Raw genomic sequence first — 17307 nt, 5'->3', positions numbered from 1 at the left:
CTTTCAAATGTAATGTGGGTATAAACAGATGGCCTCATCTGCGTATCCAACAGGGCACATTTAAGCTAAGTACATATAACTATAGATGATTCAAAGAATTCAATGGCGAAATAAGGTAAAAATCCTTATCAAACTGAGGGATAGAACACATCGTCATGTGCCCCACCGCTCAGATCTAAATAAAGTTATTATATAACAATACGATAAAAACTAAGGCTGAAGTTCTTTAGCTTCTTCTTTTGGCCAATCACGGAGGTAATAACTGAGTCGCTTCGATTTAATAAGATAAATACTCGACCAAAACAACATTAAAGCATCTAAAGCAAGACTCCAATGAAACAGAAATTGGCCATGGAACAATCGCTGACCCAACAAAACGCCATCAATAATCAACAGCAACCACAACCCCCATTTTAAATGCACAAAAATCGGTCTTAACCATTGGGGCGAACGTCGACGTTCAGCTATCACCACAAGATAAATCAAAACCGCGCCAAGTCCCGCACCGAGTGCTAGCAAAAAATCTGACTTTTCAGGGTAAAAAATCCGCACTAACTCAGAACGATCACCCATCTGAGTCAGCGAGGCGATAAAAATACACCAACCACGCGCGAGATAAGCCAAAAGCGCATATAAAAAGATGGGCGGTTTAATGTGGCCTTTATCATCGAGCCAAGTGATGTGACTAAAATTCAAATAGGTTTCCAATCAGCAAAATCTAAAACAGCATATCAAGGAGATGGTGCCAATCGCGGTTAATTCAATAGCCAAAGCAGATAATCTTTCCGCACCTTGATTATTTTCAGACAAAAAATAGCGCCTTAAGCCAGGCGCTATTTAATATCGACTATTCGGCGGTTTCCCACCTTGATACAAGGCTGCAGCCGCTACAGCCAACATTGAATCAACATCAAGCCAACGCCCTCTCTCAACTGACGCCAATCAAGCGTTAGCCGCGAGAAGGGCTAACAACTCATCTTCATCCATCACTTTAACACCAAGCTCCTGCGCTTTAGCCAGTTTTGAACCTGCCGCCTCACCTGCCACTAAACAATCGGTATTTTTGGAGACACTGCCTGCCACTTTCGCCCCCAGCGCCTGCAACTGCGCTTTAGCATCATTGCGATTGAGCTGATTTAAGGTGCCAGTCAATACCCAAGTTTGGCCTTTAAGCGGCTGAGCATCTGCACTAGGTGCTTCAATGGCGGGCCAATGAACACCAGCAGCAACTAAAGCATCAATAACTTCAAGGTTATGGGGCTGGTCAAAAAAATGGGCCACATGCTGGGCAACGACAGCACCAACATCTTCTACTTCAGTTAACTGCTCCACAGTTGCCTCCCGCAGCGCATCTAGACTGGCAAAGTGCGCCGCCAGGTTTGCTGCCGTCGCCTCGCCCACTTCGCGAATACCTAAGCCATATAAGAAACGCGCGAGAGTGGTGGTTTTGGCTGCTTCAATCGCGGCAGCTAAATTGGTTGCCGACTTCATCCCCATGCGGTCAAGCATAGTCATCATAGAAGCGGTGAGCTTAAACAGATCCGCAGGACTTTGGACGAGTTCTTTATCAATCAATTGCTCAACGACTTTGTCGCCCATACCATCGATATCTAAAGCCTTGCGGGATGCAAAATGCTTAATCGCTTCTTTACGCTGCGCTTCGCAGAATAAACCACCGCTACAGCGAGCCACAGCCTCACCTTCTAGGCGCTCGACTAAACTGCCGCATACAGGGCAATTGTGTGGGAATACAATATCAGTCGCTGTTTCAGGGCGTCTTTCGGGCACTATGGCAACAATTTGTGGGATAACATCGCCAGCGCGGCGGATAATCACCGTATCACCGACCTTAATGCCTAAACGGGCAATTTCATCGGCATTGTGCAGAGTTGCATTTGATACAGTGACGCCGCCAACAAACACTGGCTTTAAGCGTGCTACTGGCGTGACAGCACCTGTGCGGCCCACTTGAAAATCAACGCCTTCAAGTTGGGTCATTTCTTCCTGTGCGGGGAACTTATAAGCAATCGCCCAGCGGGGTGATTTAGCCACAAAGCCTAAACGTTGCTGCTGGGCAATGTCGTTAACTTTCATCACTACGCCATCGATTTCAAAGGCTAAATCACCGCGACGGCTGAGAATATCTTTGTAGTAGTCATAAACTTGGCTTAGTTCAGCGCAGACTTTGATTTCGCTACTTACGGGTAAGCCCCACGATTTAAGCTGCTGTAACTGCTCGAAATGGGTTTTAGCTAACGGATGGGAATCCGGCTCCACCACACCGAGCGCATAGGCATAAAAAGCCAATGAACGGGCAGCAGTAATTTTACTGTCAAGTTGTCGCAAGCTACCGGCTGCTGCGTTACGCGGATTCACGAAGAGTTTTTCATCTTTGGCGCGCGCCCTGTCATTCAAAGCTTCAAAAGCGGCTTTTGGCATAAAAGCCTCGCCGCGCACTTCAACGAGCTCGGGAAAATCATGACCACGTAATTTAAGCGGGATCGATTTAATGGTTTTAACATTTCCAGTGATGTCTTCACCCACTGAACCATCGCCGCGCGTCGCCGCACGCTCGAGCACACCATGGCGATACAAGATACTCACGGCAAGGCCATCGAGTTTAGGCTCACAACAAAAGCTCACCTCACCCACTTTATCGGTGACACGCTTATGGAAAGCACTGAAATCCGCCTCATCGAAGGCGTTATCTAGGCTTAACATAGGCTTAAGGTGCGTGATTTGCTCAAACTTAGCCAGTGCCAATCCGCCCACCCTTTGAGTCGGTGAATCAGCGACAATCAAATGGGGATACAAGGCTTCTAACTTGAGTAAACGCTGCATCAACCTGTCGTACTCAGAATCGGTAATGCTCGGAGCATCGTCCACATAGTAACGAATGTTGTGCTCGTTCAGCGATTGGCTGAGCGCCTGCATCACCTGCGATGCGTTTTCTGGGGTGACGTCTTTAGACAGAAGTATATCGAGTTGAATGTCTTGCATATTCTTTATCCAGAATTCTTTAGATCACAAAAAGTAGATCACAAAAAATGAGGCCGCAATCGCGGCCTCATCAATCTATTAACCGCCAAATTGCGGCGTCGGCTAAGCGTTAGCGCGAATGCGGTGTAAATAATCTTGCTTAGTGAACTCACCCCAAGGTTGGCGTTGTCCGTCAAGCACCACCGCATCGATATCATCCGCGAGTTGACGCGCCGAGTTAAGCATAATCGAGAAGTTCATTAGGGCGTCACCGTAACAAGGCAAAGTCATGAAAAACACCACGCCTTGGGTACTGAACTGCTCCATATTATCAGGATCAAACACGCCAGGCTTTAGCATATTCGCTATCGAGAACAATACTTTACCATTGCCAGCATTATCCACATGGCGATGGAAAATATTCATATCGCCATATTTAAAATTCAAGGTTAAGAAACAAGGCAGCAATTCGGCGCCGTTAAGCTGTAGACCCTCTTTAGCGACCACGTGTAATACCAGTACGTCGCGTGGTTCACCTAACTCATCTTCAGCGGCTTGTTCAACAACCTCTTCTTGATAGCTATCTTCTTTATATTCATTTTCGTCAAACAAGGCCGTTTGCTGCGGAGCTGCACTACGTAACGCATGTTCCTGTTCAGCTGCTTTTTGCGCGACAATAGCCGCATGGGATTGACCCATTGGCGGAGTTTGCATACTCGCTTGAGTGTTCAAAACGGGCTCTTGACGCGAGACTTTCGGGCCACGGTGTTGCTCTTTTGCCACGGGTGGCTGCAAGCTAAAATCAGGCTGAGCTGTCACAGGCTCGTGTTTAGGGCCAACTTTCAACTCTGGTTTAAATTCTGCTGATTTAAACTCTTGTGGTTTAAATTCAGGCTTTGGTTCTAGCTTTACTTCCTGCTTCAAATAAGGATTGGCCGCAGGAGTTTCATTGTTAGGTGCAAGTTCACCGGCTTTGCGCACGCGTACGGCGCCAATACCATCGGCATCAAACCCTTCTGAATCGATCCGCTTCGGACTCGGCTCACCTTTCTCAGCCTGTTTCTTATAAAAGTTGCTCATTGGGCTATCTTTCAATGATTTAGGCTGTTGTCTTCTGATAGACCAAAATCCATGCACCAGCACAGCAACTATGGCTATGGCGCCTAAAACGAACAATACTAGTTGCAAATCTTCCATTGGTTACCCTGTCTTTCTTCTAGTTATCCAGCGTCAGCCATCGCCACCGCTTGCTCTATGTCTACCGCAACTATACGAGACACACCGGGCTCGTGCATAGTCACGCCAATAAGTTGATCCGCCATTTCCATGGTTATTTTGTTATGGCTGATATAAATAAACTGTACGCTCTGTGACATTTCTTTTAGCAATCGACAGAAGCGTTCTACGTTGGCATCGTCTAATGGCGCATCCACTTCATCTAACATACAGAAGGGAGCAGGATTCAGCCTAAAAATGGCGAATACCAATGATAAAGCGGTTAATGCTTTTTCACCACCCGAAAGAAGATGGATTGTGCTGTTCTTCTTCCCCGGTGGTTGGGCCATGATAGTCACGCCCGTTTCTAACAAATCGTCGTCAGTTAACGCTAAATAAGCTCGGCCGCCACCAAACACTTTCGGAAATAAGCGTCCGAGATCTTCGTTGACTGAATCAAATGTCGTCTTGAAGCGGCTTCGGGTTTCCTTATCTATTTTACGGATCGCTTCCTCTAAGGTTGCAAGCCCTTTATTTAAATCGTCATCTTGATGATCAAGATAAGATTTTCGCTCACTTTGCTGTTCAAATTCTTCGATCGCTGCAAGGTTAATGGCACCTAAACGAACAATTTTCTGCCGTATTTGATCTAAATCACTCTGCCACTTGTCTGGCATCCCCTCTGCGGGCAAGTTTCCAAGGATTTCAGACAGAATGATTTGCTGTTCCTGTAAGGCTTCCAGCTGACTATTCGCTTGGCCTTTTATTCCTTCACGACGTAACTTTAACGTGCTCAGGCTTTGAGTCAAGCCCTCAAGCTTACCAAGCTCTTGTTTTTGCTTTATTCCTATACGGTTTAATGTGTCTGTAAGCACACTTTGCTGCTGACGAACCTCTTTTAAGCCCTGTTGTTGCTCATGTTGTTGCTTTAGTAACTGCGTTAACTGCTCAGTCAGCTGCACACTATTTTGCACCCCACTCAATTGGGCAACTTTGGCAAGTTCTGTTAACACAGACTCGCGGGAGTGGATGAGTTCATTGACACGCACTTGCTGTAACTCAATTTGCTCCGTGCTCACGGCCATGCGCATCGTCACAGCTTGCAAACCCGTCGCAGTGGCTGATAATTGACGTTCAACCTCAGTAATACGCCCTTTTAATGCTTGATGGCGCACACTATCTGCCTGTGTGTCTTGGATGAGTTGCCGCTGAATATCTTCACTAGCCTGCAGCGTCTCATCGAGCTCCATTTCTTGTTCTACTAATAATTCGCATTGCTCGCTTAAGCGTTCAATATCAATCAAACTCGCACTTAAAGCTGCGTCGAGTTTACTTTGCTGTTCGACGCGCGCCTTCACTTGCTCGATTAAACCACTAAGCTGCATCGACTTAGTCGCTTTGTCTAACTGCAATTGATGTAATTTTTGCGCGCCATCGGTCAGTTGCAGTCTTTGTTGCTGCAAAATAGCCGCAAGATCTGTCATCTTGTCTTGCCGAATCTGCAGGGATTGTTGCAAATCGAGGATATTTTTCGCTAACTGAGCTTGCTCTTTACTGAGTTGCACCAGTGACTGGGCGCCCTCTGTTTTCGTGATTAAAAAACCTTGTCCCAGTAGATAACCGTCGGCAGTGACAATCCGTTGATCGGATGTTAGCTGTGGCAGCAGTTCTTTCGCTGCATGGATATCCTTTGCCCACTTAAGCCCCGCTAACCAAGGGGCGAGATTCACCTTAGCCTGTAAAAATTCACTTTGGTTTGATTGTGACGCTAATGCTTGAAACCCCATTTCAGTTTCAGTGACGCCAACGGGCAAGGTCAACAAGCCATTTAGGGCGAGTTCCGCCGCGGTTTCCCAACCATTTTCAACGGTTAAACTCTGCCATAACTGCGGTTTATCACTCTGCTGTTCTTGCTTAGTCAACCACTGTTCAACCAGCTCATGGCGCGCTTTAGTCGCAGTTAATTGATGCTGAATTTGCTCAGCGCTATGGCGGGCTTCATCTAAGGCTTGCGTACTTGCACTTACACTTTGTTCTTGCTGATGATTAATTTCATTTTGCAGTGTGAGCGCATCATCCAAAGACTCAATATCTTGCTGCAATGGTGTAATACTCGATGCGAGATCACCATCCATTAACGCCGAAAGTTGCGCCTGCTGCTCACGACTTTGCTGCTGTTTGTGTTGCAGTAATTGCTGCTGATGCGCTAACTGGCTGCGACGCAGTTCAAGCTGTAACTTATGCTGAGAAACATCCGCTGCCTGTTGGCGCGCCACTTCGGCCTGCTGCTGACTGCGTTCAATGCTCATTTCCCATTGGGATTGCAGCTCATCCATGAGCTCTTGTTGCTCATCATGCTGTGGCCCAAGTTTGGCAAGTTCAAGCTCTAACGCGCTAAGACTCGCTTTATAGCCGTTAAGCTTATCGGTGTTTTGTTGGATCTGCTCTTTGACTTGCGCCAACTGGGTTTCGAGCTGGGCGTCGCGCTGCTTTTGATTCTGTAGCTGTTGCTCTAACTTAGCGATTTCAGTACCAGTCAGATAATAGGCTTCAACGGCTCGCTGCTCTTGCTCCGCCAATTGCGCGAGTTGCACTTGCAATTCAGTGGTCTGTAATTCATCGGTTTGCGCGAGTGACTGCGCCGACGCTTGCTGTACTTCAATAGCACTTATCTGCTCAGATAGACTCGCCATCTGAGCTTGCAACTCTTGATAGCGCATCACAAGGAGTTCAGCATGGGTCTTACGCTCGGCCTGTTTAAGCTCACGATATTGTTTAGCGGCTTTAGCCTGCTGCGCGAGTTTATCTAACTGCTTACCGAGTTCACTGCGAATATCGCCCAAACGCTCGAGGTTTTCGCGGGTATGGCGAATACGGTTTTCAGTTTCGCGCCGACGCTCTTTATAGCGGGAAATCCCAGCGGCTTCCTCAATAAAGGTACGCAAGTCTTGGGGTTTAGATTCAATCAGGCGGGAAATAGTGCCTTGCTCGATAATGGCATAACTGCGCGGGCCAAGACCTGTGCCCATAAACAAGTCGGTAATGTCTTTACGACGACACTTTTGACCATTGAGAAAATACCAAGACTCACCGTCGCGGCTCACTTGACGCTTAACGGCGATTTCTTCATAACTGGCATACTGACCAGCAAGACGGCCCTCTTTGTTTTCAAAAATAAGTTCAACACCCGCCACAGACACAGGTTTTCGCGCGCTTGAACCGTTAAATATCACATCAGCCATAGAATCACCGCGTAGGTGCTTCGCCGAGCTTTCACCGAGCACCCAACGCACGGCATCGATCACGTTCGATTTACCGCAGCCATTTGGGCCAATAATGGCGGTTAATGCCTGTAAAAAAGGAATTTTCGTGGGATCGACAAACGACTTAAAGCCGGCAAGTTTTATCTGTTTTAATCTCATGGTGCCAGTTAGCGCGTCTCTGAAGTCTGGCCCGAAAATGAGCCGAGCGGTGTAAATGCATTTATCGGCCAACTTTAACAAAGCAGGCAGCATTTTGTAACGCTTTTTATTGAATTCATGCGGCTTTTAGCTTGTCATCTGTCCATGAGTTGATCACAATCGCATATAGCTGTCGCTTAACTTTTTGGAAAAACGATATGACACAGAAAAAAACCTTGCCCTTCCCAGCCAAAAGTGGCGTTAATTATTTTCTCGATGGCTTTGGTTTAATCACACGTAAAGGCCTGCGCACTTTCGTATTTATTCCGCTAATGATTAACCTTCTGCTGTTTGCTGGCGTCATTTATGTAGCCATAGGCCAGTTAGATACGCTATTCACTTGGATGAATGCCCAGCTCCCTGAGTACTTAAGCTGGTTAAACTTTTTACTTTGGCCACTCGCCGTCACCACTATGCTGGTGATGCTTGCTTTTGTATTTAGCTCCGTCATGAACTGGCTCGCCGCCCCCTTTAATGGTCTGTTGGCTGAAAAAGTCGAACAGTTGTTAACTGGTAAGCAGCTGAATACCGGTTCTGGTATTGATTTAATCAAAGACTTACCGCGTATCCTTGGGCGTGAGTGGATCAAACTCAAATACTATCTGCCCCGCGCACTGGTATTTTTGTTATTGTTTTTAGTGCCTATGGTAGGCCAGACGCTGGCGCCGATTTTATGGTTTCTGTTCAGCGCTTGGATGATGGCGATTCAGTACTGCGATTATCCCTTCGATAACCACAAGGTCAGTTTTAAAGATATGCGCTTTGCCTTGAATCAAACCCGTGGCACCAGTTTTAGCTTTGGCGCCACTGTGACGCTATTTTCGATGATCCCCATAGTCAACTTTATCGTCATGCCAGTGGCGATTTGTGGCGCGACGGCCATGTGGGTCGATAAGTATCGTGAAGCGTATCGCAACCATGCAATCGCACCCGAGTAGTAACACCAGCAGTGCTGAGTCATGGCTCAGCACTGCTCCCCAATTTTTTTTTAGACCCAATAATCCAATCATGTTTCGCCTCGTTAAAATCAACGCAAACCTTGTAACAATTACTCGCTATTGTTAACTTCACGTTTTCTGGCAAAATGCGCGCCACGAATGTGTTATTTGAGTCTTTTTTGTTGAAATCAATCTTAGCCATAATCTTATCTAGTCTTACTTTTCTACCTGTAACTTGTCTTGCTGGCTATGCCAGCCAATTTCAGTTAGCCATTCCAACACTTAACAGTGCTGCCAATATCGACGGTGAGTTGGACGATGCCATTTGGCAACAAGCCGCAGTCACAGAGCTCAAATACGAAACCCAACCAGGGGAAAACATTGCCGCATTAGTGAAAACCGAGGCGCGAGTCTATGCGACTAAAACCAGTCTTTTTGTGGCATTTACTGCCAAAGACATTAATCCCAAACTCATTCGCGCCACACTCAAGGACAGAGACAAACTGTGGAGTGATGATTTAGTCGGAATTAAACTCGATACTTTTAATAATGCCCGTTTAGCATACCAATTTTTTATTAATCCCCTTGGCGTGCAATTAGACTCAATTGAAAACGAACTAACGGGTGAAGAAAGCGAAGCATGGGATGGTATTTGGAAATCCGCAGGCAAGATCACCGCCGATGGCTATCAGGTCGAAGTCGAGTTACCACTGAGACTGTTCAACTTTGACGACAAGAAAAGCCTGCAAGAATGGGGCTTTGAGTTAATTCGTTATTATCCACGCAATGAAAAACATCGCCTATCGACCCATAAGATTGACCGTAATACGAGTTGTCAACTTTGTCAGTTAGGTGTGGCTTCTGGCTTGGCGGGGGCAGAACAAGGACAGGATGTACAAATCACCCCGACTTTTATCGCCAACCGTAACGAACATAAACAGGCGGATGGCTGGGAAGCTGATAACAATCTCGAGCCAGGTGTAGACTTACGCTGGGGCATTAATTCCAGCACCTTACTCAATGCCACCATTAATCCCGATTTTTCCCAAGTGGAATCCGATGCTGGCCAGCTCGATGTGAACAGCACTTTCTCCTTGTTCTATGATGAGAAACGGCCGTTTTTTTTGGATAATAAAGACTATTTCGACACACAGGTCAATCTGCTGCACACCCGCAATATTGTTGCACCTGACTATGGTATCAAACTGACAAGTAAGAGCGATGATCACACTTTAGCTCTGCTAGCAAGTAACGATAGCCAAACCACGTTTTTAGTGCCGGGAAATTTAAGCTCAGAGGTTGCCTCGCTTGATCAAGAAAGTTTGAACCTTGCGGGACGTTATCGTTTCGACATGAGCAAAACCTTCTCCATCGGCGGATTACTTACCGCGAAAACAAGCAGTGACAACACTCACAATGGTGCAGCAAATGCCCCCCATAATGGGATCAACAGCCAACCCGATTACCACAACTATGTCATTAGTCTGGATGCGAAATATCAACCAACACCACAGGACAGTTTCACTGCGCAAGTGGCCCAATCGGATACTCAGTACCCCACTGGAGTCTATCGTCAATTTTGTACTGACACTGAAAAGGCCCCTAGTAATGGGTTGCCCTGTGGCCAATCTCAGCTTGATTGCGAACTCGGTCACTGCCAACTCAACGAACAAGTATTACGTAGCAAATCTGATAACCGCTTTGGCGGCAATTTATATCAGTTAACCTTTAAGCACGAAGAACGAAATTGGTTTGCTTACAGTGAATACAACGCCGTTGATCCCGATTTTCGTGCCGATTTAGGCTTTGTCGAAAAAATCGATTACCGCACCTTTGAGGCTGGTGCGGGTTTGATTTGGTATCCTACGGGCACCTTTAACAAGGTGGAATTAGCGGGAGATTGGGATATCACTCATAACCAAGCAGGCGAACGACTTGAAGAAGAGTATGAAGCCTACATAGAAATCCTCGGCGCATTACAAAGCGAAATCACCTTTGGTGTAGAAACCCGTGAACGTGTGGGCCCTCGCCTCGATGCTTCACTGCTCACTATCGCCGGAAATAGTCAACTATATGATGAAACCCAAGTGTGGTTTTATGGCGCAGTAACCCCGTTATCGCCCCTGAGTATGGAGCTTGAAATGTACTACGGCGATGAAATTGATTTTATCAATGATAGGCTGGGCACTAAAACGCAAATGAACCCGAGTATCAATTGGAAAATTGCTAATGGACTTTCTATCGATATCTCCCATCTTTATCAGCAAATGGATGTGGAACAAAGTGCGCTTTTTACCGCGAATCTGAGCGATGTACGCCTCAACTGGCAATTCAGTCTACACAGTTTTATTCGCCTTTCTAGCATTTACACCCGGATAAATCGCAATGTGGCGCAGTATTTATATTCGGCGCCGCAGAGTGAGGAAGCGCATTTAGGCAATGAGCTCCTCTACGGTTATAAACTCAATCCGCAGAGTGTATTCTACCTCGGATACTCTGATAGTTTGCAGGCTAATGATGAGTTAAGCCGCCTGACGCGGGACGAGAAAACCTACTTTATGAAGTTAAGTTACGCATGGCTGCTATAAACAATCATTGCCTTAAACAGAAAGCAACTTAGACAAACAACTGACATAATAAAAAGCCCACATCTTCCTCGATGTGGGCTTTTTATTATGACGGTGAGAATCTTAGACCTTCTGCAGAATAACACTGCCAATAGAATATCCTGCGCCAAACGAACTCAATAAACCTAAATCGCCAGCCTTAAAGTCACCGGAAAACTTGTGAAATGCAATCACAGAACCCGCGGAAGCCGTATTGGCGTATTCATCTAGTACCACGGGCGCTTGTTCCGCTGACACATCATCCCCTAACAGCTTTCTCACCACAAACTGATTCATGTTGATGTTCGCTTGATGTAACCACAAACGTTTGAAGGACTGTGGCGTTAACGCTTGTTCGGCCAGATGTTCATCCAAATGTTGATAAATCATCGGCAACAGCTCTTTAAATACCTTGCGCCCTTGTTGGTGGAATAACTTATCGGCTTGATGGGCCGCACTCGGATCGCAGCGATTCAAGAAACCGAAATTACTGCGAATATTGTTCGAGTAATCGGTAAAACAGCGGCTTGAGATGATCTTAAACACATGGTCAGACTGGGCTAAGCTTTGTTCTTCCAGTACCAGAGCCGTCGCCACATCACCGAAGATAAAATGGCTGTCACGGTCGCGATAATTCACCTGTGCCGAGCAAATTTCAGGGTTGATCACTAGCACTCTTGAGGCAGAACCCGTAGCAATGGCATTAGCCGCGGCGACAATTGCAAACGTCGCCGATGAACACGCTACCTGCATGTCGTAACCATAACCCCGCGTACCCAGTGCACGTTGAATTTCAATCGCCATAGCAGGATACGCACGCTGAGTATAAGCGCAGGCAACAATCACTAAGTCAATTTGTTCAGCCTTGAGATTGGCATTTTTAAGCGCCATCAATGCGGCTTCAAGGCCAATCTCGGCCTGCATCGATAATTCGTCACTACTGCGCTCAGGAATCAACGGCATCATGACTTCGGGATCCAGAATGCCCTCTTTCACCATCACATATCTGTGCTTGATGCCAGAGGCTTTTTCAATAAACTCGCTCGATGAATAGGACAAAGCCGCAACATGGCCTTGCTCAATTAAGCCTGCATTTTCAAGATTAAAAATATCCACATAAGCATTGAAGCTCTCAACTAAGGCTTCATTGGAAATACTGTGGGGCGGCGTAAATAGGCCACTCCCCGAAATGACGACCTGTTTCATAAATGCTCCAAACGGGTACTGGTTGTAAGGTGAGCAGAGGATGCATCATCACTCGTAAGCACAGGTGCTAACTCATTTTGCCCCTGCGCTTGTTGCTCTAATCGTTGCTTTTTATGCATTTGCACTAAGTCTATCACGACTGTTGAAGATATTTTATCTTGGATCCCCTGCCGATTGGCATCCCAAAATATTTGCATAAAGCCAAGTAAGCCTGTGGTAAAGCCTGCGGCATAGCCACCATAACGGCCAAACGCGGCCCATAAACTGATGTTGGCACCATCGAGCTGGATCACCCGAATGCCCAGCATCTTCTTACCTAAGGTTTGACCATCAAATCGTGCAGTAAAGACGGTAAAGTAAAACGCTGCCCAACCAAAACCCAGCCCCATATCACTCAGAAAGCCTTTAACCCAAGCGACAACTCTATGGCTTGTAGCTTCATCAACGGTTCTGAGGCGAGAATATTGCGAAGAGCTCACATTCACTGCATCAGCCACCGCGCTTTGCGGCTGTACATCCGGCGAAATAGCTTGAATAGGCTGAAGTGGCTCAGGCGGAGAATCTGTTGTCGCCAACTCAACAGGAAGCGTAATAACAGGCCATAGGCTGCCATTAAGCACTTCCGCCTGTAACTTTTCACTGTCTATGGCAGGCAAACTACTGTTGGCTATGGTTGCTAGCACTATTTCACGTTGATCATTTTCTGTCATGCCCTTTGATCCTGAAGCGCTTTTTATCGCTTCATGTAGGGATTGAACTTGAGTTTTACCACAAGCATAATTATTGCACTGGCTCAACGACATCAATGCTGGTAGTGACGTAATGATTTGTTCACCTAATGCCAATTGTTGCTCTACTCCCTCACTGCTTTTAACGTCTGTTCCATTAAAATCAAACAGATTATTGGCGGTTGTCAGCAACATAAAAACCAACATCAAGGCATAAAGTCCCCACTTGAGTAAACGACCAAACTTACGACTGCGCTTTTCAATCCAGATAATACTGACCACCAGCAAGACAAACATCCAATCCATCTGCTCAGCTAACACAGTGATCAGCAAACCATCAATCAGTATGGCTAACATCCGCTTCAACGGTGTCGCCAATGGGGTGTATAACACGGATGCTGCAATGGTAAATGCCTTTGGTGTTACCATCGTTTTTGGATCTTTACCCAGATCCATTTGTTGCTGCTTCATCTTTGCGCTTGTCCGATACGAGTGATAGGCTAGTTTTACGATTGAGACATCAAGAAGTTATCCCTGTTAATGCCACAATCTTTTTTATGTTAGCAAGAGGTTAACACAGTTAAACTGGCTGCCAATCAGGGTTTGCGAATAACAGCACCCCCTTTAATAACCAAATCGAATAAAGAAGAACAAACAATCACTTCTAAAAGCGCCACAGCAGATTATGATTCAGTAGTGCCAACATAGGAGCAAGCAATCCATGAGCAAAATTTTCGAAGATAATTCATATACTATTGGTAATACACCACTAGTACGTTTAAACCGTGTTAGCCAAGGTAAAGTGCTGGCCAAAGTCGAAGCCCGTAACCCAAGTTTCAGTGTTAAATGCCGTATCGGTGCCAATATGATTTGGGATGCCGAGAAGAAAGGTCTATTAACAAAAAATCACGAGCTGATTGAGCCGACATCAGGCAACACAGGTATTGCATTAGCGTATGTTGCCGCGGCCCGTGGCTATAAACTGACCCTGACCATGCCAAATACCATGAGTTTAGAGCGTCGTAAGCTACTCAAAGCCCTAGGCGCAACTCTCGTGCTGACTGAAGGCGCGAAAGGCATGAAAGGTGCCATTGATAAAGCGGAAGAAATTCGCCAATCGGCTCCTGAAAAATACATTTTATTGCAGCAGTTTAATAACCCTGCTAACCCAGAAATCCATGAAAAAACCACAGGTCCAGAAATCTGGAATGATACCGATGGTGAAGTGGATGTGTTTGTTGCCGGTGTAGGTACTGGCGGTACAATTACTGGGGTAAGCCGTTACTTGAAAAAAGTGGCCGGTAAAACCATCACCTCAGTTGCGGTTGAGCCAGCAGATTCTCCTGTTATAGCTCAAACCTTAGCGGGTTTACCTGTGCAACCAGGGCCGCATAAAATCCAAGGTATTGGTGCTGGCTTTATCCCAGGTAACTTAGATTTAGAATTGATTGACCGTGTTGAAGCTGTTACTAACGATGAAGCCATCGACATGGCCCGCCGCTTAATGCAAGAAGAAGGCATTTTAGTGGGTATTTCATCGGGTGCCGCCGTTGTCGCCGCCAACCGCATCGCTGAGTTGCCAGAGTTTGCAGGCAAAACCATTGTGGTGATTTTGCCATCGGCTGCCGAGCGTTACCTATCTTCAGTCTTGTTCCAAGGCCAATTCGGCGACGAAGAAAACGTTCAATAAACGACGTTTTATCGTCCTTAAAATACCCAGCTTTGGCTGGGTATTTTTATTTATGGCATTCCATTGTTTAGATCTCGATTACAGAGCATAAACAAGTTACTGCTCAAGTTTGGATACAGCTCATAGTTCTTTGTATCTCAACTGGCTTTCACGGCTAACTTGGTTATAAAGAACGGACCAGCTCGCCAATTCATTCCTTTTTATGTCTTTTTACCGAACACCAAGTAATATCAGCGCCTTCAATGCGAAGTTTGAAGCTCAAAAAATTGCCTTTGGCCCCATCAGCTTTCAAGTCACCCACTGCCTACTCAAATTCGATGTGCTAGCCCAAATAGATAACGCGGCCGATCATGGGATCACTGCAGCCGAGTTAAGCCAATCCACCCCACTGAGTGAATATGCCTTGGGGGTATTGTTGGATATGGGACTCAGTATGGGGCTCGTTTGGCAACATGAAAATGGTTATGTGCTCGATAAAACGGGGCACTTTTTACTCCATGACGACATGGCAGCCATCAATCTTAACTTTGTGCAGGATGTTTGCTATCAAGGCCTTTTTAACCTTGATACCGCGCTACTCGAAGGCAAGGCCACAGGACTTAAGGTGTTCGGTGACTGGAATACCATCTACCCCGCCTTAAAAGATCTACCGCCCAAAGCGAAACAGAGCTGGTTTGCCTTCGATCATTACTATTCGGATCATGCCTTTCCACAGCTTCTGCCATTAGTGTTTGCCCATAAGCCAAGCCATTTAGTGGATATAGGCGGCAATACGGGAAAATGGGCACTGAGCTGCTGTGATTATGACGCGAACGTTGAAGTCACGATTATGGATTTTCCGGGGCAACTAGAGGTAGCCACACAAAATGCACTCGCACGAGGTTTTGCAGCACGCGTGCATACCTTTGCCACCGATCTGCTGGACGACTCACTACCCTTTGTCGAAGGCGCCGATACTTACTGGATGAGTCAATTTCTGGATTGCTTCTCAAAAATCCAAATCCTGAGCATTTTACAACGCACGGCAAAGGCAATGACATCAAGCAGCCAACTCTTTATCGTCGAAACCTTTTGGGATAGACAGCCATCGGCCGCCTCCGCCTATTGCGTAAATGCCACTAGCCTCTATTTCAGCGCCATGGCCAATGGCAATAGCCGCATGTATCACTCTAAGGATTTATTGGCCCTGCTTCACCAAGCGGGACTGTATGTGGATGAAGACACAGACAATCTTGGCCTAGGGCACACGCTACTGCGTTGTAAACTCAAACCTTAAGTTTAATAGCAACATTAAAGTAAATAAAACTTATGCAATGAATAAAATTAATCAAATTTATTTATCATTGATACCCGCAGTACACTAAATATATCAAAACAGCGCCCCAAAAAGCGATGTTAAGCATTGTCAGTATTGAGAGGTATTCAAAATGACTTCAAAACGCAAACGCTGGACATCCCACGCAGCTAAACTTCCCAGCCCTATGGCTGGGTTGGCACTGGCAATTGCCAGCTTAGGTTGGACATGGGAGAACATGACACCTTCACTTAATGGCGCAGGACAACTCACAGGGGCCATCATAGCCTCTGTGTTACTGTTATTGCTCATGGGTAAATTCATGCTTCATCCTAATATTTTAAAGGACGAGCTAAGCCACCCAGTGATTGGTAGTGTGATCCCCACCTTCGCCATGGGCTTGATGGTGGTGTCTAAATCACTCGGCGATTATTTCCCCCATGCAGGCTTAACTCTGTGGCTAGTCGCCATTGGTATCCATGTGATCTTCCTAAGCGCGTTTATCTACTTTCGCGCCATCGATTTTAAACTCGAGCACATGGTTCCAAGCTGGTTTGTACCACCGATTGGCATTATCGTCGCGGCGGTGTCTTTCCCTGTGTCTGATTACCAATGGTTAGCAAACGCCATTTTGGTTTTTGGAATGTTAGCCTACTTAATCATGCTGCCTTTGATGCTCTATCGCCTAATTTTCTGTCAGGCGATACCTGATGCCGCTAAACCAACCATTGCCATTCTCGCAGCTCCCGCCAGTTTATCACTCGCGGGCTATCTGACTGTTTGTGAGCAGGCATCAATTCCCTTAGTCGCCTTACTACTGAGCATCGCCATTCTGATGACCAGCATCATCTACTTAGCCTTCTTTCACCTACTAAAACTGCCCTTTAGCCCAGGCTACGCCGCCTTTACCTTCCCAATGGTGATCGGTGCAACCGCCCTCTTTAAAACCGCAGCTTGGTTAACGCAGTTCAATAACATGGGTGAGTTAGCGATATGGATAAAATACTTAGCAGAATTCGAACTGGTAATCGCCACCTTAGTGGTTGCCTATGTCGCCCTACGTTATTTAGGACACTACTTTCCACTGCAATTTAACGTGGTAGAGCTAATAAACAGAATAGAACCAAGTAAAAATTAATTCTCTATTTTATGCACTCTGTACACATTAATTAGAAAAAACTACTGAAACT

At 46.2% G+C, this 17307-nt stretch carries 11 protein-coding genes; 5 read left to right on the top strand and 6 right to left on the bottom strand.

Annotation, left to right across the window (positions count from 1 at the left end):
* Positions 1 to 210 precede the first annotated feature (210 nt).
* The 4 genes from L5L97_RS19380 to L5L97_RS19365 all read right to left on the bottom strand — a co-directional run bounded on the left by L5L97_RS19380 (position 211) and on the right by L5L97_RS19365 (position 7616).
* A complete protein-coding gene (locus tag L5L97_RS19380) occupies positions 211 to 696 on the bottom strand; it encodes a DUF2919 domain-containing protein (RefSeq protein ID WP_263183549.1) in 486 nt (161 codons plus the stop codon).
* A gap of 246 nt (positions 697 to 942) precedes the next feature.
* Entirely contained in the window at positions 943 to 3000 is a 2058-nt protein-coding gene (gene ligA / locus L5L97_RS19375) for an NAD-dependent DNA ligase LigA (RefSeq protein WP_263183546.1), read from the bottom strand.
* Positions 3001 to 3102: 102 nt separating this feature from the next.
* A complete protein-coding gene (gene zipA / locus L5L97_RS19370; protein ID WP_131523551.1) occupies positions 3103 to 4176 on the bottom strand; it encodes a cell division protein ZipA in 1074 nt (357 codons plus the stop codon).
* Positions 4177 to 4199: 23 nt separating this feature from the next.
* Positions 4200 to 7616, bottom strand: coding sequence for a chromosome segregation protein SMC (locus L5L97_RS19365; protein ID WP_263183544.1), 3417 nt, complete (start codon positions 7614 to 7616; stop codon positions 4200 to 4202).
* A 197-nt stretch (positions 7617 to 7813) separates the two neighbouring features.
* Here L5L97_RS19365 and cysZ point away from each other — a divergent pair, with 197 nt between their 5' ends.
* Both cysZ and L5L97_RS19355 read left to right on the top strand, forming a co-directional pair.
* Positions 7814 to 8593: a sulfate transporter CysZ gene (gene cysZ / locus L5L97_RS19360; protein WP_131523549.1), complete on the top strand. Its 780-nt coding sequence runs from the start codon at positions 7814 to 7816 to the stop codon at positions 8591 to 8593.
* Between the two features lie 146 nt (positions 8594 to 8739).
* Positions 8740 to 11181, top strand: a complete 2442-nt coding sequence (locus tag L5L97_RS19355; RefSeq protein ID WP_411568959.1) for a DUF5916 domain-containing protein — start codon at positions 8740 to 8742, stop codon at positions 11179 to 11181.
* A gap of 102 nt (positions 11182 to 11283) precedes the next feature.
* Here L5L97_RS19355 and L5L97_RS19350 read toward each other — a convergent pair whose 3' ends face one another.
* Both L5L97_RS19350 and L5L97_RS19345 read right to left on the bottom strand, forming a co-directional pair.
* The gene (locus L5L97_RS19350) at positions 11284 to 12405 is read right to left on the bottom strand and encodes a beta-ketoacyl-ACP synthase III (RefSeq protein WP_168824151.1); all 1122 of its coding nucleotides are present in this window, start codon (positions 12403 to 12405) and stop codon (positions 11284 to 11286) included.
* Positions 12402 to 13604: an RDD family protein gene (locus L5L97_RS19345; RefSeq protein WP_263183537.1), complete on the bottom strand. Its 1203-nt coding sequence runs from the start codon at positions 13602 to 13604 to the stop codon at positions 12402 to 12404. Before L5L97_RS19345 ends, L5L97_RS19350 begins: the two co-directional genes overlap by 4 nt.
* A 250-nt stretch (positions 13605 to 13854) precedes the next feature.
* On the opposite strand from L5L97_RS19345, the gene cysK reads away from it, so the two are divergent.
* From cysK to L5L97_RS19330, 3 genes are all read left to right on the top strand, one after another.
* Positions 13855 to 14823 carry a cysteine synthase A gene (gene cysK / locus L5L97_RS19340; protein ID WP_113940761.1) on the top strand — a complete coding sequence of 323 codons (969 nt, stop codon included), beginning with the start codon at positions 13855 to 13857 and terminating at the stop codon, positions 14821 to 14823.
* A 202-nt stretch (positions 14824 to 15025) separates the two neighbouring features.
* Entirely contained in the window at positions 15026 to 16099 is a 1074-nt protein-coding gene (locus L5L97_RS19335) for a methyltransferase (RefSeq protein ID WP_263183533.1), read from the top strand.
* Positions 16100 to 16250: 151 nt separating this feature from the next.
* Positions 16251 to 17255 (top strand): TDT family transporter, encoded by a 1005-nt coding sequence (locus L5L97_RS19330; RefSeq protein ID WP_263183531.1) that lies wholly within the window; start codon positions 16251 to 16253, stop codon positions 17253 to 17255.
* The last annotated feature ends 52 nt before the right edge of the window (positions 17256 to 17307 follow it).

The sequence above is a fragment of the Shewanella sp. SM71 genome (genome assembly GCF_025653905.1).
In the GTDB taxonomy this organism is placed as follows: Bacteria; Pseudomonadota; Gammaproteobacteria; order Enterobacterales; family Shewanellaceae; genus Shewanella; species Shewanella oncorhynchi.
Note: the sequence above shows the minus strand (reverse complement) of the source record. Positions and strands in the feature narration are given on the sequence as shown.

Excerpts from the sequence above, each read along its gene's own strand:
- ligA (WP_263183546.1), bottom strand. The coding sequence starts at position 3,000 with ATGCAAGACATTCAACTCGATATACTTCTGTCTAAAGACGTCACCCCA.
- zipA (WP_131523551.1), bottom strand. The coding sequence starts at position 4,176 with ATGGAAGATTTGCAACTAGTATTGTTCGTTTTAGGCGCCATAGCCATA.
- L5L97_RS19365 (WP_263183544.1), bottom strand. The coding sequence starts at position 7,616 with ATGAGATTAAAACAGATAAAACTTGCCGGCTTTAAGTCGTTTGTCGAT.
- cysZ (WP_131523549.1), top strand. The coding sequence starts at position 7,814 with ATGACACAGAAAAAAACCTTGCCCTTCCCAGCCAAAAGTGGCGTTAAT.
- L5L97_RS19355 (WP_411568959.1), top strand. The coding sequence starts at position 8,740 with ATGCGCGCCACGAATGTGTTATTTGAGTCTTTTTTGTTGAAATCAATC.
- L5L97_RS19350 (WP_168824151.1), bottom strand. The coding sequence starts at position 12,405 with ATGAAACAGGTCGTCATTTCGGGGAGTGGCCTATTTACGCCGCCCCAC.
- L5L97_RS19345 (WP_263183537.1), bottom strand. The coding sequence starts at position 13,604 with ATGAAGCAGCAACAAATGGATCTGGGTAAAGATCCAAAAACGATGGTA.
- cysK (WP_113940761.1), top strand. The coding sequence starts at position 13,855 with ATGAGCAAAATTTTCGAAGATAATTCATATACTATTGGTAATACACCA.
- L5L97_RS19335 (WP_263183533.1), top strand. The coding sequence starts at position 15,026 with ATGTCTTTTTACCGAACACCAAGTAATATCAGCGCCTTCAATGCGAAG.
- L5L97_RS19330 (WP_263183531.1), top strand. The coding sequence starts at position 16,251 with ATGACTTCAAAACGCAAACGCTGGACATCCCACGCAGCTAAACTTCCC.